Genomic DNA, 23,609 nt, shown 5'->3' with positions numbered 1-23,609 from the left:
GGGCTATGGGTCCGCGCCGTGGTCAATCCCGACGATTCCGGCGCGGCCGGGAAAAGAAAGCGGGTTGCATGTCTCGTCTGATCATCGTCTCCAACCGTTTGCCCATGTCACTGCAGGCACGGGATGACGGCTCCTACACCTTGCGCCAGAACGTGGGCGGACTGGCCACAGCCATCGGCCCCTACCACCGTTCCCATAAGGACAGCCTCTGGATCGGCTGGAGCGGCATCGATCCTCAGAAGTACTCGGAAAAGGAACTGGCCGGCATCCGGCAGGCCTACCGGGAGAGCCGGTGCATACCTATCTTCCTGAGCAAGGAGGAGCTGAACGGATACTACGCCGGCTTCTCCAACAACACCCTCTGGCCGCTCTTCCATGACTTCTCGCATGAGGCCGTCTTCCGCCAGGAGGACTGGGAGATGTACCGCAAGGTCAACATGCGTTTCGCGCAGGTGGTGGAGCCGCTCATCCGCAAGGGCGACACCATCTGGGTCCAGGATTACCACCTGATGCTCCTGCCCAAGATGCTGCGCGAACGCTATCCTGATGCCTCCATCGGCTGGTTCCTGCACGTGCCCTTCCCCAGTGCCGAGATCTTCCGCTCCCTGCCCTGGAGCCGCGAGATCCTGGAGGGCGTCCTGGGCGCCAACCTGATCGGCTTCCATACCGTGGACTTCTCCGCCAGCTTCCTGGCCTCGCTGCACAGGCTGCTGCCCGAACTGCCGGTCAACCAGGACGGCGTGGTCGAGATGCCTGACGGCCACAGAGCAGCCATCGACGCCTTCCCCATCGGCATCGATTACAACCTCTACCGGCGTACCGCCCACTCCAGCCTGGCTCGGGCCATGCGGCGAGGGATCGACGAGGTCTGCGGCAAGTCCCCCCGTCATCGCTATCGCACATCGGTGACGGCTGAAGGGGTGGCGGCCAACGAAGCCGCCGCATCGGATGCCAACTGGTGGAGCCACTACATGAAGGAGGACATCCCCGAGTCCACGCTGGCCAAGCAGGCGGCCTCCTCGGTGGGTAGCCGGTCCAACAAGGTCATCGTCTCGGTGGATCGTCTGGACTACACCAAGGGTCTGCCCGAGCGGCTTCAGGCCTTCGGCCGCATGCTGGACAAGTACCCTGAATGGGTGGGCCATGTCACCTACTACCTGCTGGCCACCCCCTCGCGGGAGGTCGTCGAGTCCTATCAGCGGCTCAAGGCCCAGGTGGACCAGCTGGTGGGCGAAATCAACGGCCGCTACTCCCTGCTGTCCTGGACCCCCATCCACTACATCACCCGCTCCCTGTCCATCAAGCCGGTCTGCGGCATCTACACGGCTGGCGATGTAGCCCTGGTCACCCCCCTGCGTGACGGGATGAACCTGGTGGCCAAGGAATACCTGGCCTGCCATGACGGACGCGACGGCACCCTGGTCCTGTCGGACATGTGCGGGGCGGCAGACGAGCTGACCGATGCCTTCATCGTCAATCCCTACGACATCGACATGGTCTGCGAGGCCCTGCACAATGCCCTGGAGATCACCCCTGAGGAGTCCAAGCGGCGCAATATCCGCATGCAGGCCCGGCTCAAGGTGCGCACTGCAGCCAACTGGTGCACCTCATTCCTCGACTCCCTGCGGCAGGTGTCCGCTCCGGGTATGACAGACAGGAGGCTGCGTATGGATCACCACAACGCCATCGTTCATCAGTGGGACGGCGCCCATCGTCGTCTGGTCCTGTGCGACTATGACGGGACGTTGACCCCGCTGGTTCGCCGTCCTGAGCGGGCCAAGCCCACCCAGGCCCTTCGCCGCCTGCTGACCCAGGTGGGAAGCAACCCCGATGTGGACTTCCTGCTGGTCTCCGGCCGCAGCCATCAGATCATGCAGGACTGGTTCGGTGACCTGCCGGTGGGGCTGATTGCCGAGCATGGCGCCTGGAACCGCAACCTGCCCGGCAGCGACTCGGAGGAGTGGCAGCGGGCGAAGGGCCTGCCCGACTCCGATACCTGGCAGAAGGTGATCCGGCCCATCATGGATGAGTCGGCCACCAGGGTCCCCAACTCCTTTGTGGAGAGCAAGTCCGATGCGGTGGCCTGGCACTACCGGATGAGCGATGCCCAGGTGGCCGACCAGGAGCGTCAGGATCTGCTCCGTCGTCTGCGCGGCGTAGTGGTCGGCCTGGGGCTGATGATCATGGAAAATTCCAAGGTCGTCGAAGTCACCCCTGTGGCCACCAGTAAGGGCCAGGCCATCCTGCCCTTCGTCAACAGCGGCGACTACGACTTCATGATGGCCCTGGGCGACGATGAGACGGACGAGACCATGTTCGCCGTTATGCCCAATAAGGGCTGGACCATCAAGGTTGGGCCCGGTCAGACCAAGGCCCGGCTGCGGGTCAACGATCCGACCGCGGTCACTCTGCTGCTGGCCGACCTGGGTGCCGGTGTGGCCCGTGACGTCAATGAGCCTGTGGCCTCCCACGACTTCCGCGACGACCATACCGTGGTCGACGAGGCGCATGCCCAGCTCGCTGACGACCAGTAAGACAGGCGACCACTGCCATCACCGGTGACCCCAGCCATCACCGGTGACCCCAGCCATCACCGGTGACTGTTCGTGAAGTCCGTCAAGTTCACGGGCGGGCTGGTGCTTCGCCTGGCTATCGGTCTGCTTGTTTCAGGTTTGCTCTCATAATTGTCCGGTCTTCGGGTGCCCAAACGTCTGATTACCCACATGTTTTTGTTTTTCGATAAGTTTGGGTGTCCACCATGTTGACGGCTGACCCCATTGGTCGGGTCCGGCCGACCATACTTGGAGCATGGATACTTCAACAATCACAGCCTGTCTTCAGGCCGATCATGCCGCTGATCTGCGCAAAGCCGCCCAACGTCTGGAAGGTGTAGCCCGCCATACTCTTATCGAGAAATCCGATGACCTGGGTGCTCGGATAGGCCATCGCGTTCTGCTCAAGCCGGAGAATCTGCAGCTGACCGGATCCTTCAAGATTCGCGGAGCTTACAACAAGGTGGCCTCGCTGAATCAGGACGAGCTGGACCGCGGCATCGTCACCGCTTCCGCTGGCAATCATGCCCAGGGGGTGGCTTTTGCCGCACGCAGCCGGGGCGCGAAGGCCACCATCGTCATGCCTCGGATCACGCCGCCGCTCAAGGTCGATGCCACTCGGGCCTATGGTGCCGAGGTTGTCCTGCAGGGCGAGGTCTTCGATGAAAGTTCCGAATACGCCCTGGGCCTGGCACGTGACCGCGGCATGACCTTCGTTCCGCCCTTTGACGACTACGAGGTCGTCTGCGGCCAGGGGACCATCGCCATGGAGATTCTTCAGGACGTGCCCGATGTCACCGATATCGTGGTTCCCCTGGGTGGGGGCGGGCTGGGCGCCGGAGTGGCGCTCGCCGTAAAGACCTTCAAGCCAGACGTCAGAGTCATCGGAGCCACCCCGGTCGGATCTCCGGCCTGGCGTGAATCTCTGACAGCTGGTCATGTGGTCGCGGCGGATCAGATGCGTACGGCCGCCGAGGGCGTGGCCGTCAGGCGTCCCGGCGATCTGAACTACGCCCTGCTCAGCCGCTATATGGATGATCTGGTCCAGGTGACCGAAAGCGACATCTCCGAGATGATCCTATTCATGCTGGAGAAGCACAAACTGGTGGTCGAAGCAGCTGGCGCCGTCTCCCTGGCCGCCCTGGGCCAGTTGGATCTGCAGTCCGATGTCTTCCGGTCGGCTCCCGGGCCGCATGTGATTGTCCCCATCATCTCGGGCGGCAACATTGATACGGTCACCATGGGTGCCGTCATCCAGCGGGGGATGATCTCCCGCGGGCGCATCATGCAGTTCGGCGTGGAGTTGCCCGACGTACCTGGCCAGCTGGTCAAGGTGGCTACGGTCCTGGCCGACCTGCGTGCCAATGTGATCGAGCTCAACCACGATCAGTTCAAATCCTCCGGCCACTATGACAACGGCGTGCTCTTGGAGGTGACTGTGGAGACCAACGGCCCCGATCACATCACCCAGATTCTGGATACCTTGCGCAGTCGAGGCTTCCAGGTCCATCAGAACTACTGAGCACTATGTCCCGATTGGATCCGGTGCCTGTGCCTGGCATCCGATGTTCGGGGACAATGATGGACAATGATTATCGCCGAGAGAACAGTCGGAATCGCCGATGCCTTTGCTGGGCTTGGCTGATGAGACTTGCTGGTTCTTAAAGGGCCATTCTATGGCGATTCTTGTGCTGGCTTGCGTCTTATCACAGGCGGAGTCCCTTCCCCGGAGTCGCCACGGTCTGCGGGTGGAGGGTGTGGGTATATCAGCCTATTTCGATGATCGACGTACAGATTTGCTTTATTTCCTCATTGTGTGTTGAGATGATGACGGCAGCGCCTTGTTGGGCAAGTTCGCACAGTATGCGTATTACGACGTTGGCGTTGTCCTGATCCAGCGCAGAGGTCGGTTCGTCTGCAAGAATGACATTCGGCTGTTTGAGCAGGAGCCTCGCGAGGGCGATTCTCTGTTGTTCCCCGCCCGATAGGGTGTAAATCTTTTTCTTCTGCGAGCCATTCATTCCGACGATGTCAAGTACTCTGCCGATTCGTTCGTCCCGTTCCTTGCGATGCTCGCGCTTCTTCATTTTGAGGGGAATCTGCAGGTTATGCGACACGTTCCACTGTTCGACAAGACCATAGTTCTGGAATAGAAATCCTATGTTTTCGCGAAGACACACTCGCTGCCCCTTCCGGCTCTTATGCAAATAACCGGAGCGGAATGTCCGTTCGCTGTAAGTGACCGATCCTTCATTGAAGTCCTCCAACAAGCCGATGCAGTTGAGCAGGGTCGTCTTGCCTGCACCGGACGGCCCGCTCACTGCGATTATGGAACCAGGACCAGCGTCGAAGGACAGTCTCGACCATAACGTGTGTTCCGCAAATTTCTTGGTAAGTCCTTCGACTTTCAATGTCGGCTGCCTGCCTGCGTCTGTCATATGCATCTCCCTCCGCACCGTGGATTCACGGGCGTTTGATGTCGTCGGCACGGAACCTTGATTCGTATACCGATACGGTAATGGCCATGATGAGGCTGGATACAGCGAAGAGCAATGTTCCAGCCACCAGATCCGCAACCTTGTTCATCGAGCCGATAATGCCGACTGCCATGAGGGTCAGCAGCATCCCGATATTCTGCATGATAAGAAAGCTTCCATGTCTTCTGAAAAACCCGTATCCATGGATGAATTGAACGAAGGAGAGTCTGCGTCGTCTTGCACAATACGCGGCCGAGCACACAAGGATGGCCATCATGAAAGCTGCCAGACCGAACGATATGGCTATGATGTCCCCACGTTGCTCGTTGCGGGATAATGACAACGTATATGCCACCGAGTCCTTGGCGTTGTCAATACCCTGGAAGTATCCGGAGATTCCATAATGGTCCAGCCTACTTTGCAGGAGTTCCGGATCAGAGAACAATACGCAATCCATTGATGTGTATGATAGGTATCCCATGGGGCTGATCAACCTCGACGATGGGGATGTGACGGCTACCACTGGATCTTTCAAAGACAGCCTCTGCTGATCTTCCGCAGGCATGAACTGCGTTCCCGAGAAGAGGGATATGTCTTGGCCCGAACGTGTGCGGACCAAGACGCCGTGGGGGTTGCAGGAATTTGGTTTCTGTTTCTGGGTAACATCCTCTTGGCACATTCCCTTGAAATGTTCGGCGTATTTCTTCAACAAAGCCCTGGGGTCCCCTTTATATGATGAAGGCACTAGGAGTGTGAAAGCGCCGATATCTTTTCCAACCACTCTAACCGGTTTCCCATCAAGCCCGACAATTGGTTGTTTGTCTAGATAGTTCGGGCTCACTATCATCGAATCGGATCCGTCCGGTTCGTAAGGATCATCGTAATAATCGGAGCCAAATTTATTATACCCGACCAACATCGCCTTCCCTCTGCTGTCAAGATCCTCGATTACTTTCATCAGGGGAGGCGCTGCCCGGAGCTCATCCTCGTGTGGGGTGTTGGTGTTGACTGACAATCTGAGGACATATTGATCCGAGATGCGAGACCATTGTGCCAAGGACCGGCTGGTGCTCTGTATTGCGCTGATTCTATTCAGAGACCCACTGATGGTGCCAAAGAGAACAGCCACCACCATGAACTGGGCAAAACCCGCGATGATGCCATCACGGAGTTCGTTACCCTCTCCGTTGAGAACGGCGGGTATTCGATTGCGGAATGTACTGGCACCGCCTAAAACCAACGTTAGGAAGACAAGATATGCTGTCAATACAGCCACGGCGATAAACAGCCCTCGAAGGAGTCGCCAAATCTGGTGGAAGTTATTGATAAGCCAGAGGAAAGGCAATCCCACCAAGGCAATCGTCATCAATCCCACGACGAGCGTGGCGAGCAGTGAAACCAGCTCGCCGACGAGTATCCTTCCGCTGGTATAACCGTGCATCGCCTTGATCGCATGTATCTTCCTGTTCCTGGACAGGGAATACGCGGTGGAAACCACCAACGTGATGGCGATGATGGCGACTCCCGCCCAAAGGCCACCCCTCCCTAACGCATATATCGTCGCACCTATCCAGAGGCCTCGTGACCAGAGGCTTTGTGATTCGTCAACCACTATCCGGGAACGTGACAAAGCCTTGGCGAGCTGTTCCATATGCGACCTATCCGCATTGGTCGCATAGCTTCCGCGCAAGTCCTGGGTTGTAATCTCTTTATAAGAAACTACTTTCGTTGACTGGTCACGCGTTGAAAAGGAAGGATAATCGTACCCTCCATTTCGTTGAAAAGACTTTTGGTCACCCACAAAGGCCACGAGAACACGAGACTTCATTGAATCACGAAATGAAGGTTGGATCTTGAAAACATTGATCCCTAAATTTCTTGAAGCTTGAGCAATCGCACGCACGGCATCCGCCTTCGTCGCGGTATCAACCCTCTCGACGGTGAAAGAGGTACCAGTACCCGCAGGAAGCTCCTGGTCGATAGTGATAAGCATCTCGAATGTCACCACCATGGTGAGAATCAAGGAAGCCCAAATCGTCAACCGTTGAATCCAGTGAATTCGCAAATCACCTCACCCACCCAAAACAAAGAGCAGACACATGCCGGCCGACAAGGCAGGAGCTGCCATTCATGAAGCAACAACTTTCCCAAACTTCCTCATAGTCTTCTCCTTTGAAAGCAAATATGAGGCGAAAACGTTCTACCGCTGACTATTCTACTCCATAAACACAGCTAACTCATTCCGGCCTCTCACACATTGAGACTGCTCTCATGTCACTGACACCGATGTGGAAATCCGAACTGGTACGATGACGCCACCACTCCTGGAACAATACCCCTGCCGGAATTCGGACAACACATAAAAGACCAGTTTGCTTGGTTACACTCACACCATGAGCATGGGATGTTTAGTGGATGCAGTGCGGAATCATGTAGAGAATGTCGCTGGTGATGACACTGGTGGGGATGGTGGCGGTCAGCCAGTTGCGGGTCTGATGTCAGCCGAGCCGGTTGCTCATCCGTCTGATCTGCTCGCTGGCCTGTCTATCGAGTGAGACCAGTGCCTCGTCGAGGTGTCGTGTGACGTCGTGGGCGAGCGAGTCGAGCCCGCTGTTCTGCTTGCTCTGCAGCCTCAAGAGTCCCTCGTTCACGTACCGCTGCCGCTGCTCGTCGTGCATCTTTCTGAGCTGTGTTTCGTTCCTGCTCGCCGTTTGCTCCACGTTCTCCTCGAACGCCTTGTAGCCAAAGAGGATGACCTTCCTTGAGGCTTCGCTCTGCCTGTTGCCTGAGTCCTCTAATCGCTGCAAGCTGGTCAACAGCATCTGGTTGACCTGTTCCATCGTGGAGGTTATCGTCTCCAACTACTCCCTGAGGTTCACCTGGCGGCTGGTGACGAGCTGTATCTGCGCGCCCTGGTAGTTCCTGAGCTCCTCGAGCACCTGCCTCGTCTCGCACAGTCGTGCACTCAGGTCCTCCTCGTTGCTCTGGTTCGGGTTCTTGTCCATGTCTCCTCGTTTCGTCCAGCAGCGATTGCAGTTCTCCGGCCACGCTCTTAAACTGTTCGCGCAGCTTCTCAATGAGCGTCTCCCCAATGACCGCGAAGCGAAGTCATCCACCGTCAAAATCAAAATCATAAATTCAAGTTTTCTAGCACAGGTATATAGGAGACCCCTCGTTAGCCATACTGCGAGTAGGCTAAGAGGGTTTTGTGCATTCAAAGTCCCCCAAACCCCTCTTTCCGTACTGTGCTTAGTGCTATACGAGAACTCGGTGCGAACCTGACCATCACTGCAGCACAACCAATGTCCACCAACTCATAACACACTGCCTGTTATTACTTATTGATAATCGGGTCGTTTTATAGGTTCCTTGTGCTTTAAGACAATGTCATCCGGAAGCAGATCAATCTCAGCAACGGGAAGATTGAACCTCTTTACCTGTTCCTGCCCGCTTCTGGATGGAGTCCGCCAGGACGGGGCGAACCAGCGCCGAGGAGGTATGCAGGTTCTCCTCCCGAGCGATGCGGGTCAGGGCGGCCTTCATGGTCGCGTGACTTTCACGCATAGTTCCACGTTGGCGGATCGGTGCTCCTCTTCGCGGGCCGGCCGGCGAAGATGCCCATCAAATCCTTATCCGTCAGGGCCGGAGCACCGGGATCCCTGTACACCGTAGTCCCCGGCTCGGGCTTCAGCTCGCCCCGGTCAGCCATCGCATCAAGCCCCTCGCTTGTATAGCTCACCTGCGTTTCCCTTTCTTTTTATCGGGGGACCATCATCCCCAGGCCAAACAGTCGGGTATGGCGGGTCATTCAGCAAACCGCCATCATCTGCGATGTAGCAAATGCCTCCACCTGTCGGTGACGGGGATGGCGTGGAATGCATGCAGAAAGCCATCCGCACGCCTCGCCACAATCATCTCGATAGCGTATAGAGCGAGCCTCCTTCACGCCTGAAACCGAACCAGCCAGACCACGGTGACCACGCATGAGGACATTCCAGGATATTCGGCACTCCCCGGCTTGATTGTCTACGGTCAGAGGAAGTTTTGCCCTGCCTGGTGCGTCATGATGGCCCAGCTAGTTCGCCGGATGCGGTCACCATTAAGCGGCCGTTTCTTTTCCCGATGAATTTGGACTCGTGATCATGTCTTTCAGGCGAGTTTGAGCTCGGCTAATACACGTTTAATCTACTTGGTGACTATCTGAGAGCCAGATTCTATGTCGGAAGCGTCGGAGCTCTGTTTGGGCAAGGCGTTTTAGGCTTATGGCTCTACTAAAAGTATGCTATCGGGCATGAAGAGGCTCCGCTGGGATGTATGGCTGGAAGCCAGTGGGGTGCCTGCTGATCATTGTGGCGTGGCTATGGGTGTTTTGGAGCAAAGAATCGACTCTATCGGTGCTGCAAATAGGTGGGGAGATGGGACGGGGGCGAGTTGGATGCAGAGGGGCGGGGGGAGCGCGGTTATTCCTGTTCCACTTTCATGGGCCCTATTGGTATCCGGTCCCAGTCCTCGTCGGTGCTGATAAGGGCATGTCCAGGGCATCAGAGCTTTGCTCGGGCGGGAAGACTTCGGCTTCCGGAGTCGATTCGCTGTCCTTCTTCTGGGGCAGGGGTTCGCTACCTGATGCAGAGTATCCGCGTGTTAGGGGTGCCGGTGTTCCAAAACGACGCTGACAGGGGACCGGTACAGGCGGAGTCTGTCTGTAGTGAGACGGAAGACGGCGCAAGGATTGCCATAGCGGGCCCCGCAGGTTCTTGCAGGATCCATCAGAAATCTGCAGATCGCAGATCTGTTCCAGCAATTGCGCAGGGCAGTCAGTGAATCAACCCTGTCCGGCGATGGTTTTGTCGACGAGTTTGGGCAGTGCCTCTTCGATGGGTTCGTGGATGAGTCGGGTTGCCAGAGAATCATACTGGGTCGAACCCATGTTCATGATGGTGATTGGCACACCTGCTTGGGCTGCCACCGGCACCAGTGAGGCCGCCGGATACACCTCCAAGGTCGAACCGATCACCCAGAATTGATCAGCCTGGCTGGCTAGTCTCATGCTCTTTTCCATGGCTCCCTCGGGCAGGGCCTGACCGAAGTAGACCACATCAGTCTTGATGATGCCATTGCATGGCATGTTGCCCTGGTAGGGCATGGGCTTGTGGCAGTGTGGATCGGGCTCCTGATCAAGCTTGGCCATGATGTCGGCAGTCCGATATGCCTGGCCGCACTTCATGCAATGGGAGCTGCCGATGGTTCCGTGAAGGTTGACGATGACGTCCTCGGAGTTGCCGGCTTTCTCGTGGAGGGCATCGAAGTTCTGCGTAGCCAGCAGGTTCAGCATGCCTGCCTGCTCCAGCCTGGCCAGTGCCTTGTGCGCTACTCCGGGCTGGGCCTTCCAGACTGGTGACTCCTTCTGCCACCGCCATGAATACTCCCGCTGCTTCCGGTCACTCATGAACAGGTCCAAGTCATAGACGTTCATCTGATCAGGGTGTTTGGTCCAAACCCCGTCAGGCCCGCGAAAATCCGGTATGCCGGCGGAAGTCGAGATTCCCGCCCCGGTCAGTACTGCAATTGTTGTGCTCATATACCCGTCTTACCATCTGTTAATAGACTCTATGAGTCGAAGATCGACATGGTGCGCGAATATGCACCTATATCAACATTGACGTCTGTGAGTTGTGGATGAGTGGCATTTGAGGGCAGAAAGAGAAACGCGCACTGGACATGGCTGCCTATGGCCAGAATTCAGAACGACCACGAAGGGGCTATGCTGACACGCCGACCCAGCTGTGGCCTGATTATTGCCTTGTGAATAAAATGTGTACATGAAGCAGGGACCGTGGGCTGAAGGCCCATCTTCGCGAGACTCAAAGTTAGAAAGGAGCATGAAACGACACGCCGTTTGAGGGCTTGTTATTGCTGGTTTTGAGGGCGTTTATGGAAGGGCCGAGTTGCGTTTTGGCAGGCTCGTGGTAAGTTTATCTCTTGCTGCTCAACACGGCGGTTCTTCTTCCGGGAGGAAGTTGAATGGCTTGTTGGTGTGGTGGTGGTTTGAGAACTCAAGAGCGTGTTTGTGCTACTTATAGCTTTTTGATTGCCAGTCCGATGCCCGCCCGACTGTTGTCGGGTACGTGGGAGCGTTGTGAGGGGTGTCGGGGTTTTTCGTGGGTTGGTTTCCTCCTTATGGAAGCCGGCCCGTCAATTATTGATGTGAGTCGTTTCGGCTTCTTCATGATGTTTTTTTGTGGAGGGTTTGATTCTGGCTCAGGATGAACGCTGGCGGCGTGCTTAACACATGCAAGTCGAACGGGATCCGGGCAGCTTGCTGCCTGGTGAGAGTGGCGAACGGGTGAGTAATGCGTGACCAACCTGCCCCATGCTTCGGAATAGCTCCTGGAAACGGGTGGTAATGCCGGATGCTCCGCACTGTCGCATGATGGTGTGGGAAAGGGTTTACCGGCATGGGATGGGGTCGCGTCCTATCAGCTTGTTGGCGGGGTGATGGCCTGCCAAGGCTTCGACGGGTAGCCGGCCTGAGAGGGCGACCGGCCACATTGGGACTGAGATACGGCCCAGACTCCTACGGGAGGCAGCAGTGGGGAATATTGCACAATGGGCGAAAGCCTGATGCAGCGACGCCGCGTGCGGGATGACGGCCTTCGGGTTGTAAACCGCTTTTGATTGGGAGCAAGCGAGAGTGAGTGTACCTTTCGAATAAGCACCGGCTAACTACGTGCCAGCAGCCGCGGTAATACGTAGGGTGCAAGCGTTATCCGGATTTATTGGGCGTAAAGAGCTCGTAGGCGGTTCGTCGCGTCTGGTGTGAAAGTCCATCGCTTAACGGTGGATCGGCGCCGGGTACGGGCGGACTGGAGTGCGGTAGGGGAGACTGGAATTCCCGGTGTAACGGTGGAATGTGTAGATATCGGGAAGAACACCGATGGCGAAGGCAGGTCTCTGGGCCGTCACTGACGCTGAGGAGCGAAAGCGTGGGGAGCGAACAGGATTAGATACCCTGGTAGTCCACGCCGTAAACGGTGGATGCTGGATGTGGGGCCCGTTCCACGGGTTCCGTGTCGGAGCTAACGCGTTAAGCATCCCGCCTGGGGAGTACGGCCGCAAGGCTAAAACTCAAAGAAATTGACGGGGGCCCGCACAAGCGGCGGAGCATGCGGATTAATTCGATGCAACGCGAAGAACCTTACCTGGGCTTGACATGTGCCGGACGGCCGCGGAGACGTGGCTTCCCTTCGGGGCCGGTTCACAGGTGGTGCATGGTCGTCGTCAGCTCGTGTCGTGAGATGTTGGGTCAAGTCCCGCAACGAGCGCAACCCTCGCCTCGTGTTGCCAGCGGGTCGTGCCGGGAACTCACGGGGGACCGCCGGGGTTAACCCGGAGGAAGGTGGGGATGACGTCAGATCATCATGCCCCTTACGTCCAGGGCTTCACGCATGCTACAATGGCCGGTACAACGGGATGCGACATGGTGACATGGAGCGGATCCCTGAAAACCGGTCTCAGTTCGGATCGGAGCCTGCAACCCGGCTCCGTGAAGGCGGAGTCGCTAGTAATCGCGGATCAGCAACGCCGCGGTGAATGCGTTCCCGGGCCTTGTACACACCGCCCGTCAAGTCATGAAAGTGGGCAGCACCCGAAGCCGGTGGCCCAACCCTTTTGGGGGGGAGCCGTCTAAGGTGAGGTCCGCGATTGGGACTAAGTCGTAACAAGGTAGCCGTACCGGAAGGTGCGGCTGGATCACCTCCTTTCTACGGAGATTATGGAAATCCCCTGCGCGGTCTGCGTGGGGGTCGTGCCTGCGGGTCCGGCCGGATGGCCGGATGGTGTGGGCGTGCTGGCGTGGAACGGTCTTGAGGCTGTGGCATGGATGCGCTGTTGGGTTCCCGGACCGCCACCTTTGTGGGTGGTGTTCCCGTCGCCCGTCGGGTTCCTGCGTGGGGTTTGTCCCGCGTCGGGTCCTGTCGGTGTGCTGGTGGTTTGAGAACTGGATAGTGGACGCGAGCGGATGGCCGGCTTTTCGGGCTGGCTGTCTGCTGTATTGTTTCGTCCGAGCCTATTTTTTTGAGTGGGTTCGGGTCGATCGTTTTGTGATCGTTTAGTGTGATGATTTGTCGTCTGGCAGTTCGCAGTTGTTGTTGTCGTGGCATGGCCTGTGGTCGTGTTGTCGGCAAGGGCGCATGGTGGATGCCTTGGCAGACAGGACCGATGAAGGACGCGTGGGGCCGCGATAGGCCTCGGGGAGCCGCCGACAGGGCTTTGATCCGAGGGTGTCCGAATGGGGTAACCCGCCGGCCGTGATGGGCCGGCACCGCATTCGTGCGGGGGGTACGCAGGGAAGTGAAACATCTCAGTACCTGCAGGAAAGGATATTCCGTGAGTAGTGGCGAGCGAAAGCGGATGATGGCCAAACCGGTGCCGTGTGATACCCGTCGGGGGTTGCGGCATGGGTGTTGTGGGACTTGGCGTCCGGGCTCCGACGGGCCCGGCGGCAGTGATAAAGCGGCGTGTGAGGCGAACGGGATTGAATTCCCGGCCGTAGAGGGTGATGGCCCCGTAGCCGAAGGCGCGCCGCCTGCCGGTTCTTGTTCCCAAGTAGCGCGGGACTCGTGGAATCCCGTGTGAATCCGCCCCGACCGTGGGGTAAGCCTGAATATTCCTGTCTGACCGATAGCGTACGAGTACCGTGAGGGAAAGGTGAAAAGCACCCCGGGAGGGGAGTGAAAGAGTTTCTGAAACCGTGTGCCTACAATCCGTCGGAGCCCTTCGGGGTGACGGCGTGCCTATCGAAAAATGAGTCTGCGAGTCAGTGGTGCGTGGCGAGGCTAACCCGTGTGGGGCAGCCGTAGCGAAAGCGAGTCCGATAAGGGCGTTTCCAGTCGCGTGTCCTGGACCCGAAGCGGGATGATCTAGCCCTGGGCAGGTTGAAGCGCGGGTAAGACCGCGTGGAGGACCGAACGGACCTGGGTTGAAAACCGGGCCGATGACCTGGGGCTAGGGGTGAAAGGCCAATCAAATTCCGTGATAGCTGGTTCTCTCCGAAATGCATTTCGGTGCAGCGTCGCGTGAGTGCCTCCATGGGGTAGAGCTACTGGATGCTTGAGGGCCCGTATCGGGTACCGACAGCAGCCAAACTCCGAATACATGTGAGGTGTATCGCGGCAGTGAGTCGGCGGGGGATAAGCTCCGTCGTCGAGAGGGAGACAGCCCAGATCGTCGTCTAAGGTCCCCAAGCGCGTGCTAAGTGGGAAAGGATGTGGAGTCGCATAGACAGCCAGGAGGTTGGCTCAGAAGCAGCCATCCTTGAAAGAGTGCGTAACAGCTCACTGGTCTAGTGGTTCCGCGCCGATAATGTAGCGGGGCTCAAGCACGCCACCGAAGACGCGGCAGCGCAGTTCGCTGTGCTGGGTAGGAGAGCGTTCCGCGTGGGGCGAAGCGGCGGCGTGAGCCGGCCGTGGACCGCGTGGAAGTGAGAATGCAGACATGAGTAGCGAGAGGCGGGTGAGAATCCCGTCCGCTGGATGACCAAGGGTTCCGGGGCCACGTTCGTCGTCCCCGGGTGAGTCGGGTCCTAAGGCGAGGCCGACAGGCGTAGTCGAATGGATGAAGGAGTCGATATTCTCCTACCGGCGTCAAGCCGTCCAATCCAAGACGTGGAAGCATGCCCTTACCTGTGTCGGGTGGTGGTCTTCGGACCGTCCGATGGCATGGGACCGGCGTGTGGATGCGTGGCGGGTAGCGCGGGAGTGACACGGAACGGGAGCCGGGCCGCGGTGGTGGTTATCCGTGGTCAAGCATGCGGCGCGTCGGGCAGGCAAATCCGCCCGGCATGAGCGCGAGGTGTGATGATGGGGGGTCTTGTGCCCCGAATCCGGTGTGCCGTTCCGTCGAGAAAAGCTTCGGCGTGAGGAGTGGCGCCGCCCGTACCCCAAACCGACACTGGTGGTCAGGTAGAGTATACCAAAGCGATCGAGCGAATCCTGGTCAAGGAACTCGGCAAATCACTCCCGTGCCTTCGGTATAAGGGAGGCCCCGGCCGGTGAGGCGCCTTTGCGCGCGGAGCCGGCTGGGGCGGCACAGACCAGGGGGTAGCGACTGTTTACCAAAAACACAGGTGCATGCGAAGACGTAAGTCGCTGTATATGCACTGACGCCTGCCCGGTGCCGGAAGGTTAAGAGGATCCGTCATCCCTCTTCGGAGGGGGCAGCGGTGAATTCAAGCCCCGGTAAACGGCGGTGGTAACTATAACCATCCTAAGGTAGCGAAATTCCTTGTCGGGTAAGTTCCGACCTGCACGAATGGCGTAACGACTTCCCCACTGTCTCGACCAGGAGCTCGGCGAAATTGCAGTACGAGTAAAGATGCTCGTTAAGCGCAGAAGGACGAAAAGACCCCGGGACCTTTACTATACCTTGGTATTGGCGTTAGGTGCGGACTGTGTAGCATAGGCGGGAGGCTTCGAAGCGGGTGCGCCAGCATCCGTGGAGCCGTAATGTGAAATACCGCTCTGTCCTCATCTGGCCTCTAACCTCGGCCGGTCATCCCGGCCAGGGACAGTGCCTGGCGGGTAGTTTAACTGGGGCGGTTGCCTCCCAAAGAGTAACGGAGGCGCCCAAGGGTTCCCTCAGCCCGGTTGGCAATCGGGTGTCGAGTGCAATCGCACAAGGGAGCTTGACTGCGAGACCGACGGGTCGAGCAGGGACGAAAGTCGGAGATAGTGATCCGGTGCCGGCGTACGGACGCGGCATCGCTCAACGGATAAAAGGTACCCCGGGGATAACAGGCTGATCATCCCCAAGAGTCCATATCGACGGGATGGTTTGGCACCTCGATGTCGGCTCGTCGCATCCTGGGGCTGGAGCAGGTCCCAAGGGTTCGGCCGTTCGCCGATTAAAGCGGCACGCGAGCTGGGTTCAGAACGTCGTGAGACAGTTTGGTCTCTATCCTCTGCGCTCGTTGGAATCTTGAGGAGCCCTGCCCATAGTACGAGAGGACCTGGGTGGACGAACCTCTGGTATGCCGGTTGTCGCGCCAGCGGCACGGCCGGTTGGCTACGTTCGGATGGGATAACCGCTGAAAGCATCTAAGCGGGAAGCCCCCTCCAAGATAAGGATTCCATGAAGCCTCCGGGCTTCTGAAGACCCCATGCAGAACACATGGTCGATAGACCGGACGTGGACACCCCGCAAGGGGCGGAGCCGACCGGCACTAATGGTCGAGGACAACACAACACCCACCCCCCTGGAGGGGTGGCGGCATCAACCCGACTGCGAAACACATGCCTGCGGCAATGAACACGAACACGCACAGGCGATCGACAACGGAACACGCGTCCACCATCCGGTCCCCGAACCACCAGAAGACCCCATCCCCCTCACACGGGGTTGGAAGAATTGAAGATTCGCGGCGGTCATGGCCTGGGGGAGACGCCCGGTCCCATTCCGAACCCGGAAGCTAAGACCCAGCACGGCAATGGTACTGCACCCGGAAGAGTGTGGGAGAGTAGCACACCGCCGCCATTACACATGATTAAGGGAGGCATCTCCAGGACAATATCCTTGGAGATGCCTCCCTTGTTCATATTCGGCTCAGACCAATGCTTGGCTGTTCCTGTCTTCCTGCACAAAGCCGTGAGGGAAACAATCAAACGCAGTTGGGCTGAATACCAAAGGTCGCCTTTCACTTGCGCTGTCTGCGATTTGAACCTAGAGAGCACTGATGTCAAAACCGTCGCCTACTTTGCCGCCTGTCGTTTCTGGTTCAGGACATCTAGAATGAAAAGCAGCCGAATCAGGCGCATAAATACGGATACGAAGAAAGCGGATGAGCATGGGCAAAAGAATCATTCTTGTAGGGGCCACGGGCAGAGTAGGTGCATTGACCTGCGAGGACCTGGTCAAGGCCGGCCACGAAGTGGTCGCTTGCGCACGAGGGACCTCGAAGATTCACGCCAGGCAGCAGGTGGAGCCCGTGACCTTGGATCTGCATGACCCGCTCTCCCAGGTAACCGACGCATTCGGCAAGACGCATGCGGATGCCGTTGTCTTCACTGCAGGCTCACGCGGCAAGGACATCAACCAGATCGACGCTTTGGGAGCCATGAAGACCATAGAGGCCGCCAAGGCGGTCGGCATCACCAGGTACGTCATGCTGGGGGCCATGTACGCAGCCGACTGGCTGCGCTGGGAGCAGCCCCAGGTCAAGCCCGCCATCGACGCCCTCGCCGACTACTACGTGACCAAGAACATGGCCGACCAGTACCTGATCGGCTCAGGACTGGATTACACCATCATCGAGCCAGGCAGCCTGACCGAACAGGACGGCACAGGAACCATCCAGGTCGAGCCGGACGGCCCCGGACCCATACCGATCGCGGATGTCGCACAATGCCTGGCCGACTGCGTCGACCTTCCCCAGACCACAGGCAGGATCTACAACATCATTGGGGGAGGCACACCAATCAAACAGGCCCTGACCGCAGAGCAGTGACAACACCAACCGACCAAGCCCCCACAAGAAGCTTTTGCCGCGAGACTATGGCGTGTCTGTACAGCAACGGTGATGGTACCTTGGTTGCATTGCTTGTTGGTTCTTGCTGTTGATCGCGCGCTGGCGGACTGCATCCCAGTGACCTTTATGAAGGTGGGGTTGGCGTGGGGACTGGGCGCAACCGAAGGAGGTCGTTAATGAACATCACCAATTTTCGCGATTTGGGAGGCATTCGGACCATTCACGGCCGCCGGGTCCGTCCCTATAAGTTCATCCGATCAGGACAGCTGGTGGGTCTGGATGCAGATACGAAGAGGGAACTGGTCGACCGCTACCGGGTGACGCAGGTCGTGGACTTCCGAAGGCCCTTCGAGATACAGGAGAGCCCTGACGACAGAATCGATGGTGTGACCTTTACCAACATTGATCTGCTGGAGCAAAGTGGTACCAACGGCGCTAGCTTGGACGATTTCGCCTCGCTGGGTTTAGCGGATCAGGTCAACGGCCACATGCTGAATGTCTACCATGACCTAGTCATGAATTCTGCGGCCCAGCAGGGGTATGGGAAGTTCCTGCGCATTGTCGTGGGCAACACCCAGGGGGCCACGCTCTTCCACTGCTTTGCCGGCAAGGACAGGACCGGGTTCGCCGCGGCCCTGGTGCTCTGGCTGCTGGAGGTGGACGACGACCGGATATTCGCGGACTATCTGAAGACCAACCAGGAGAGGGTCGCGTCCAACAATCAATTGCTGGACCAGTTCCGCGCCAAGGGCTTCGACCAGGATTCACTGGACGCACTGCAGATTGCGCTCTGCGTCAAGAAAGAATACCTGGCTCATGCCCAACAGACCATGCTCGAGGCATACGGGGATGTCTTCGCCTACGCCCAGCAGGCTCTAGGGTTCGGACCCGACCAGGTGGAGGCCCTGCGCAGCAACCTGCTGGAATAACCACACAGGGCTTGAGCTGGCTGGGACGGGTAGACTCGAGCCTAGACGTCTATTACGAGGAGGACATTGTGCGATACATGAATTTAGGACGGTCAGGATTCCGGGCCTCCCGTGTGGCCCTGGGGGTCATGCGGATCGATCAGAAGAGCCGCGAGGAAGCGCGGACCATTGTGGAGACGGCCATGAATGCGGGCGTTGACTTCTTCGACACTGCAGACTGCTACCATGCCGGGGCCAGCAGCCGGGCTCTGGGGCAGGCTCTGAAGGATCTGAGCGTAGACCGGGACAGCGTGGGCATCCAGACCAAGTTCGGCATCTTCCGCAACCCGGACAGCGACCAGATCACCCGCTATGACTTCTCCAAGGATCATCTGCTGAAGGCCCTGGATGAGGAGCTGGTCAACCTGCAGACCGACCACGTCGACTTCGTGCTCCTGCACCGGCCCGACACTCTGGTCGACTTGGATGATCTGGCTGAGGCTTTTAATGAACTGCAGTCCAGCGGGAAGGTTCGACACTTCGGTGTCAGCAATGTCAACCCCATGCAGGTGGAGCTGCTGCAGAGCGCTGTAAGTCAGCGGCTGGAGGTCAACCAGCTGCAGTTCGGTCTGGGACATACCGGCATGGTCGACCAGGAGATTCACGTCAATATGGGCGACGACCCCAGCCTGGACCATGATGGCGGTCTTCTGGCCTATTCGCGGCTCAAGTCCATGACCATTCAGGCCTGGAGCCCCTTCCAGACCGGATACTTCGACGGTGTCTTCCTGGACAATCCCCACTATCCCGAACTCAACGCCGAGCTGGACAAACTGGCCAAGCAGCATGGAGTGGCCAAGAGCGCTATTGCTGTGGCCTGGATCCTGCGGCATCCCGCCGGCATACAGGTGCTCCTGGGATCCATGAACCCTGAGCGCATCACCCAGATGGCCGCTGGTGCGGATGTGGATCTGACAGCCCAGGAATGGTACGACCTCTACCTGAGCGCCGGTCACGATCTGCCCTGATCCCCTTGCATGGTCGCTCACGTCCGCCCGGGTTCTGCCTGGGTTTACCGTTTCATGTTATGAAGGATTGTGCCCTGCCAGTCTGATCTTGCATTGATTTTCTTGCGTCATCTGGCAGGGCTTGCCTGGCTGGGTATCGGGCGCCGTGAGTACAAAAGATGCACAGAAGGATAGTCGGATCGGTTTCGAGGTAGTCGTACGCTGTCATGCATTATTTCACCCCACGACGTTGCGCTGCTACGTCCAAGATCATGTATCACGATCGGGTCAAGGCCCAGCAGGCCGCCGACCGCAGCATGGTCGAACGCGACGTTCTTCTATGGGTCTACCGCTGTGACTACTGCGGTAGCTGGCATCTGACCAGCCACGAGCCGGGCTCCTACCAGCGCATGAGGGCGGTCTCGCGAGCTTCGAAACCGCACAGCCGCAAACGTGGGTACAAGCCTCGTCGCAGGTGAGGCAGTCATTGCCCTGCAGCCCATGCATTCCTGGTGATTACCAAGCTGATTCTGGTTGATTCTGATTGATTCCGCCGGCCCCGAGCAGCAAGATTGGATTCCGCTGATTTCGCTGCTCGGGGCCGATCGGACTTTATCCCTCCACCAACCAGGCCGGTGAGCTTGTTGGGTGGGCCATACGCCTGTGCGGCTGGCAGGGATTTCGTTGCCTAGCAGGCCGGGTCGAAGCCCTGTCGGCGGATTGAATCCAGCATGGGTTCATGGCCGGAGGCAGGGTTACGAACCTTGTCGGCCATCATGGCGCTGAATGAGCGGTGGGGATCGTCCATGTGCCGGATGTCGCGATAATAGCGGGTGACCGTCTGGTCGAAGTCTGCCAGGGCATCCTTCATGTCTGCATCATCATCGGCCCGCTGATAGGTGTTGGTAAAGATTTGCGCCTGACGAGGCATCCTTGGCTTGGGATCCGGATCCTGGGCCGGGTGTCCGATGGCAAGACCCAGCACCGGATAGACCAGTTTGGGTAGTTTCAGCAAATCGATCAATTTGTTTGTGTCATTGATGACGCTGCCCAGAATGACTCCGCCCAGGCCCAGCGCGTTGGCGGCGGTCTCCATGGCGTGCAGGGCCAGGACAGCATCGTTCTGCGATTGCAGGAAGACATAACCGGTGTTGAGCAGGGTGGTATCCGGGTCCAGATCATCGGCGAATCGCCGGACCAGGTCGGCATTGCGGCGCTGGTCTGCCAGGAAGATGTAGAGCAACGGGGCTTCGGCGACATAGCGCTGATGGGCCATATCGGCAATGGCAAGTGCCTCATCATGATCCGTGACCCTGATGGCCGACCATTCGTGGAAGTAGCGGCTGGTCGCAGCATGTTGGGCCGCCTGCTCCAGCAAGGCGACGGTCTGGTCGTCAACGGGTTCTTCAGTGAATCCGCGGATGGAGCGCCGCTCAAGCAAGGTCCGTATGGTGGGATTATCGGCCGGACTCGTGGCCGAGGTTTTCTGTGAATTCGCTAAGGTCATTTTGACATTCTGACCGTCAATGCCTTCCAATGCAAGACCTTGTCGTCAAAATCACGCAATCAGCGTTATCTGGACCGGTCTGGTTATCAGTCAGCGTCCCTTGCTTTCAGCGCTGGTGACGACGGTCGATCAGAGCCTGGGAACCCCGCTCGAACAGGCCGGAGACCAGCGCGGTGACGGCTGCCGACAGAACGCCGAAGAGTAGGCCGGCGGTAGCGCTCTCCTGTTCCTCTTCGGGGTTGTCCACGCCTCCGTTGCGCTTGCGGACCAACCCGCTCCAGAAGGATTGGAAGAGCTTGCCCGCCAGTAGTGCGGCGATGCCGGGAAGCGCGAACTTGACCAGCTTGTCTGTCAGCGAGTCCGGATCCGATTCAATAGAGTTGCGCATGTCATTCACCTTGCCGTCCACCTGATGAAGCATGCCGACCACTTGGTCGGCCATCCCGCCAGGTTCCCGTCCTGAGTCCGTCATAGGTCCATTATCCCACACGCATGGGGTTAAAATACCATGCATGGATACTGTGAAAAACGCGGCGGGCAATGATGCCTCGGCTGAGAGTGAGGGCTACGCCGTGCTGTTACGGCATGGTCAGACTATTTGGAGCAAAACAGGACAGTATACGGGACGCACTGATATTCCCTTGACTGACCAAGGGTGTGAGCAAGCTAGAGAGGCTGGTCGGAGGCTGGCCAAAGCCTTCCCCAAGGGCTTTGATGCTGGTTGTGTCTTTTCAAGCCCCCTGCAACGTGCCAGGCAGACAGCCGAACTGGCCGGCTTTCCTGATCCGACACCGATGGACGAGATTCTGGAGTGGGATTATGGTCCGGCCGAAGGGCATCGTCCTCAAGATGTGGTGGCTAGTCTCGGCCGTGACTGGAAACTGTGGGTCGACGGCCCGCAGGCCTTGGGCATCAACGAACTGACTGGTGACCGAGTGGTCGTTCTGCCTTCAGGCAATCGTGTTCCAGTGCACGTGACCCGCGGTGAAAGTCTGGATCAGGTGGCCGCTCGTGCGCGAGAGATAGTCAAATGGCTTGAACCCCAGGTATACGCGGGGCGGCATGTGCTCCTGGTGGCGCACGCCCATATCCTGCGCATCCTGACCACGCAGTGGTTGGCCCTGGACCCAAGCAAGGCCCAGTTGTTCAGGATGAATACGGCGCGTTACGGTGTTCTTGGCATCTACCAGGGAGAACGCGTGCTCAGGCAGTGGAACGTGTGAGTCATCATCCGAATGGGACTCTCTCGAATATTTGATGCTTCTAGTCTGTTGTCCAGATAGATGCGGTGTGCACAGAACCCGATAAGCTTGTTAGTGCGAGGGCATGTCATCGATGGACGGGGACGAAAGACAGGTCGGACGCCGCTATCGACCGGTATCATTGCAACTTCAACAATTCAATGATATGAGATGCTGATGCATCCACTGATGTTTCGGTTGTTGTGACGATTAAGCCCTATGACCGCACAGGATCATTAGGATGGACTGGGATGGTTACATTGCAAGATGTCGCACACGCGGCAGGGGTGTCGATCGCGACCGCTTCGTGGGCTGTCAATGACAATAAGGATGTCAGAATTCCTGAGGAGACCAAGAAGCGCGTAAGGCGTATAGCGAAGAGCATGGGGTACAGAAGAAACGCCCTGGCAAGCGGCTTGGCGCGTGGGCGGTCCGACTCAATCGGATTCATCAGTGACGGGGTTGCTACTTCTCCGTTTGCAGGTCAGGTCATCCGTGGTGCTCAGGATGAGGCTTGGCGCAATGGCAAAATACTGTTGGTGGTCGATACCAACGGCGATTCGCGTATAGAGCACAGCGCGCTTTCATTCATGCTGGAGAGGCAGGTTGAAGGCATCGTCTATTCCAGTTGGGTGCATCACGAAGTAGTCCCTCCTAAAGAATTAAGGCAGGTCAATTCGGTTCTGGTAAATTGCTATGACCGTGACAGTACATACCCGGCAGTCGTGCCAGATGAGGTACAGGGTGGTTTGACCGCAACCAATCTGCTCATTGCTGCGGGTCATAAACGGATAGCGTTCATCAATCAGTCGGAATCTTCACCTGCTTCGGTTGGGCGTTTGCGGGGATATCGTCAGGCATTGGAACAGGCGCAGATTTCCTTCGACCCCTCCTTGGTGATTCTTGCCAAGGCCGATCAAGAGGGTGGGTATGGAGCGGTGGACGCGCTGATGAAGACAGGGGCTACTGCGGTATTCTGCCATAACGATAGAACGGCCATGGGCCTGTACGACGCTTTGAGGGAGCGTGGAGTGCGTGTTCCCGATCATCTTTCGGTCGTTGGGTTCGACAACCAGGAAGTGATTGCGGCACATCTTCATCCTGGTCTGACAACCGTGGCTCTTCCCCAATATGATCTCGGTGTACTTGGAGTGCGCATGCTGCTCGGGTCGCCGTCGGACAGGAAGCATTCAAAGGATGTGGAAAGTGCCCTTGCCGTAAGACCAGGACCCGAGGATTTGCGGGAATATCAGCCAGTGCGTGTTTCTTGCCCTTCGGTGGTCAGGCACTCTATTGCCATGCCGGCGCGCTGACGGTTTTACTTAATAAGTAGGTGTTGTACTCAGCAACACATCCGCCTGCGACAGGCTGGACCGTGATTTGACAAAAACAGGGAA

General features: G+C 58.0%; 17 protein-coding genes and 3 rRNA genes. 11 read left to right on the top strand and 9 right to left on the bottom strand.

Annotated elements, in window-relative coordinates; translation table 11 throughout:
• Positions 1–68 precede the first annotated feature (68 nt).
• On the top strand, positions 69–2,534 hold the full coding sequence (otsB, locus tag H3U90_RS03110; RefSeq protein WP_198177003.1) for a trehalose-phosphatase: 2,466 nt from the start codon (positions 69–71) through the stop codon (positions 2,532–2,534).
• A gap of 274 nt (positions 2,535–2,808) precedes the next feature.
• Positions 2,809–4,074, top strand: a complete 1,266-nt coding sequence (ilvA, locus tag H3U90_RS03105; RefSeq protein ID WP_198177002.1) for a threonine ammonia-lyase — start codon at positions 2,809–2,811, stop codon at positions 4,072–4,074.
• A gap of 244 nt (positions 4,075–4,318) precedes the next feature.
• Here ilvA and H3U90_RS03100 read toward each other — a convergent pair whose 3' ends face one another.
• The 7 genes from H3U90_RS03100 to H3U90_RS03070 form a co-directional block, all read right to left on the bottom strand.
• Complete coding sequence (locus H3U90_RS03100; RefSeq protein WP_198177001.1) at positions 4,319–4,990, bottom strand: ATP-binding cassette domain-containing protein; 672 nt, start codon at positions 4,988–4,990, stop codon at positions 4,319–4,321.
• 25 nt (positions 4,991–5,015) lie between these two features.
• On the bottom strand, positions 5,016–7,040 hold the full coding sequence (locus H3U90_RS03095; RefSeq protein ID WP_198177000.1) for a bacteriocin-associated integral membrane family protein: 2,025 nt from the start codon (positions 7,038–7,040) through the stop codon (positions 5,016–5,018).
• A 487-nt stretch (positions 7,041–7,527) separates the two neighbouring features.
• On the bottom strand, positions 7,528–7,890 hold the full coding sequence (locus H3U90_RS03090; RefSeq protein ID WP_198176999.1) for a hypothetical protein: 363 nt from the start codon (positions 7,888–7,890) through the stop codon (positions 7,528–7,530).
• On the bottom strand, positions 7,891–8,034 hold the full coding sequence (locus H3U90_RS03085) for a hypothetical protein (protein WP_015021173.1): 144 nt from the start codon (positions 8,032–8,034) through the stop codon (positions 7,891–7,893).
• 403 nt (positions 8,035–8,437) lie between these two features.
• The gene (locus tag H3U90_RS03080) at positions 8,438–8,593 is read right to left on the bottom strand and encodes a hypothetical protein (protein ID WP_198176998.1); all 156 of its coding nucleotides are present in this window, start codon (positions 8,591–8,593) and stop codon (positions 8,438–8,440) included.
• Positions 8,586–8,768: a hypothetical protein gene (locus tag H3U90_RS03075; protein ID WP_198176997.1), complete on the bottom strand. Its 183-nt coding sequence runs from the start codon at positions 8,766–8,768 to the stop codon at positions 8,586–8,588. The genes H3U90_RS03080 and H3U90_RS03075 overlap by 8 nt, the downstream gene beginning before the upstream one ends.
• A 1,083-nt stretch (positions 8,769–9,851) precedes the next feature.
• Positions 9,852–10,607, bottom strand: a complete 756-nt coding sequence (locus H3U90_RS03070; RefSeq protein WP_046322234.1) for a Sir2 family NAD-dependent protein deacetylase — start codon at positions 10,605–10,607, stop codon at positions 9,852–9,854.
• A 657-nt stretch (positions 10,608–11,264) separates the two neighbouring features.
• On the opposite strand from H3U90_RS03070, the gene H3U90_RS03065 reads away from it, so the two are divergent.
• The 7 genes from H3U90_RS03065 (at position 11,265) to H3U90_RS03035 (ending at position 19,943) form a co-directional block, all read left to right on the top strand.
• A 16S ribosomal RNA gene (locus H3U90_RS03065) occupies positions 11,265–12,789 on the top strand.
• 409 nt (positions 12,790–13,198) lie between these two features.
• Positions 13,199–16,270: ribosomal RNA gene (locus H3U90_RS03060) — 23S ribosomal RNA — on the top strand.
• Between the two features lie 171 nt (positions 16,271–16,441).
• Positions 16,442–16,558: ribosomal RNA gene (gene rrf / locus H3U90_RS03055) — 5S ribosomal RNA — on the top strand.
• Together the 16S, 23S and 5S rRNA genes form the textbook arrangement of a ribosomal RNA operon.
• 304 nt (positions 16,559–16,862) lie before the next feature.
• Complete coding sequence (locus tag H3U90_RS03050; RefSeq protein ID WP_198176996.1) at positions 16,863–17,528, top strand: SDR family oxidoreductase; 666 nt, start codon at positions 16,863–16,865, stop codon at positions 17,526–17,528.
• A gap of 197 nt (positions 17,529–17,725) precedes the next feature.
• Positions 17,726–18,478, top strand: coding sequence for a tyrosine-protein phosphatase (locus tag H3U90_RS03045; protein ID WP_198176995.1), 753 nt, complete (start codon positions 17,726–17,728; stop codon positions 18,476–18,478).
• 68 nt (positions 18,479–18,546) lie between these two features.
• Complete coding sequence (locus H3U90_RS03040; protein WP_198176994.1) at positions 18,547–19,485, top strand: aldo/keto reductase; 939 nt, start codon at positions 18,547–18,549, stop codon at positions 19,483–19,485.
• 206 nt (positions 19,486–19,691) lie between these two features.
• Positions 19,692–19,943 carry a hypothetical protein gene (locus H3U90_RS03035; protein ID WP_198176993.1) on the top strand — a complete coding sequence of 84 codons (252 nt, stop codon included), beginning with the start codon at positions 19,692–19,694 and terminating at the stop codon, positions 19,941–19,943.
• A gap of 209 nt (positions 19,944–20,152) precedes the next feature.
• Here the strand turns inward: H3U90_RS03035 and H3U90_RS03030 are convergent, their stop codons facing one another.
• Together H3U90_RS03030 and H3U90_RS03025 are read right to left on the bottom strand one after the other, a co-directional pair.
• Positions 20,153–20,971 carry a nitroreductase family protein gene (locus tag H3U90_RS03030; RefSeq protein WP_198176992.1) on the bottom strand — a complete coding sequence of 273 codons (819 nt, stop codon included), beginning with the start codon at positions 20,969–20,971 and terminating at the stop codon, positions 20,153–20,155.
• Between the two features lie 106 nt (positions 20,972–21,077).
• On the bottom strand, positions 21,078–21,443 hold the full coding sequence (locus H3U90_RS03025; RefSeq protein ID WP_198176991.1) for a DUF4235 domain-containing protein: 366 nt from the start codon (positions 21,441–21,443) through the stop codon (positions 21,078–21,080).
• Positions 21,444–21,483: 40 nt separating this feature from the next.
• On the opposite strand from H3U90_RS03025, the gene H3U90_RS03020 reads away from it, so the two are divergent.
• Both H3U90_RS03020 and H3U90_RS03015 read left to right on the top strand, forming a co-directional pair.
• A complete protein-coding gene (locus H3U90_RS03020; RefSeq protein WP_198176990.1) occupies positions 21,484–22,194 on the top strand; it encodes a histidine phosphatase family protein in 711 nt (236 codons plus the stop codon).
• A gap of 269 nt (positions 22,195–22,463) precedes the next feature.
• On the top strand, positions 22,464–23,525 hold the full coding sequence (locus tag H3U90_RS03015) for a LacI family DNA-binding transcriptional regulator (protein ID WP_198176989.1): 1,062 nt from the start codon (positions 22,464–22,466) through the stop codon (positions 23,523–23,525).
• Positions 23,526–23,609 lie beyond the last annotated feature (84 nt).

It is taken from the genome of Bifidobacterium sp. W8103 (assembly GCF_016100775.1).
In the GTDB taxonomy this organism is placed as follows: Bacteria; Actinomycetota; Actinomycetes; order Actinomycetales; family Bifidobacteriaceae; genus Bombiscardovia; species Bombiscardovia choladohabitans.
This window is presented reverse-complemented; position numbering and strand designations above follow the sequence as displayed.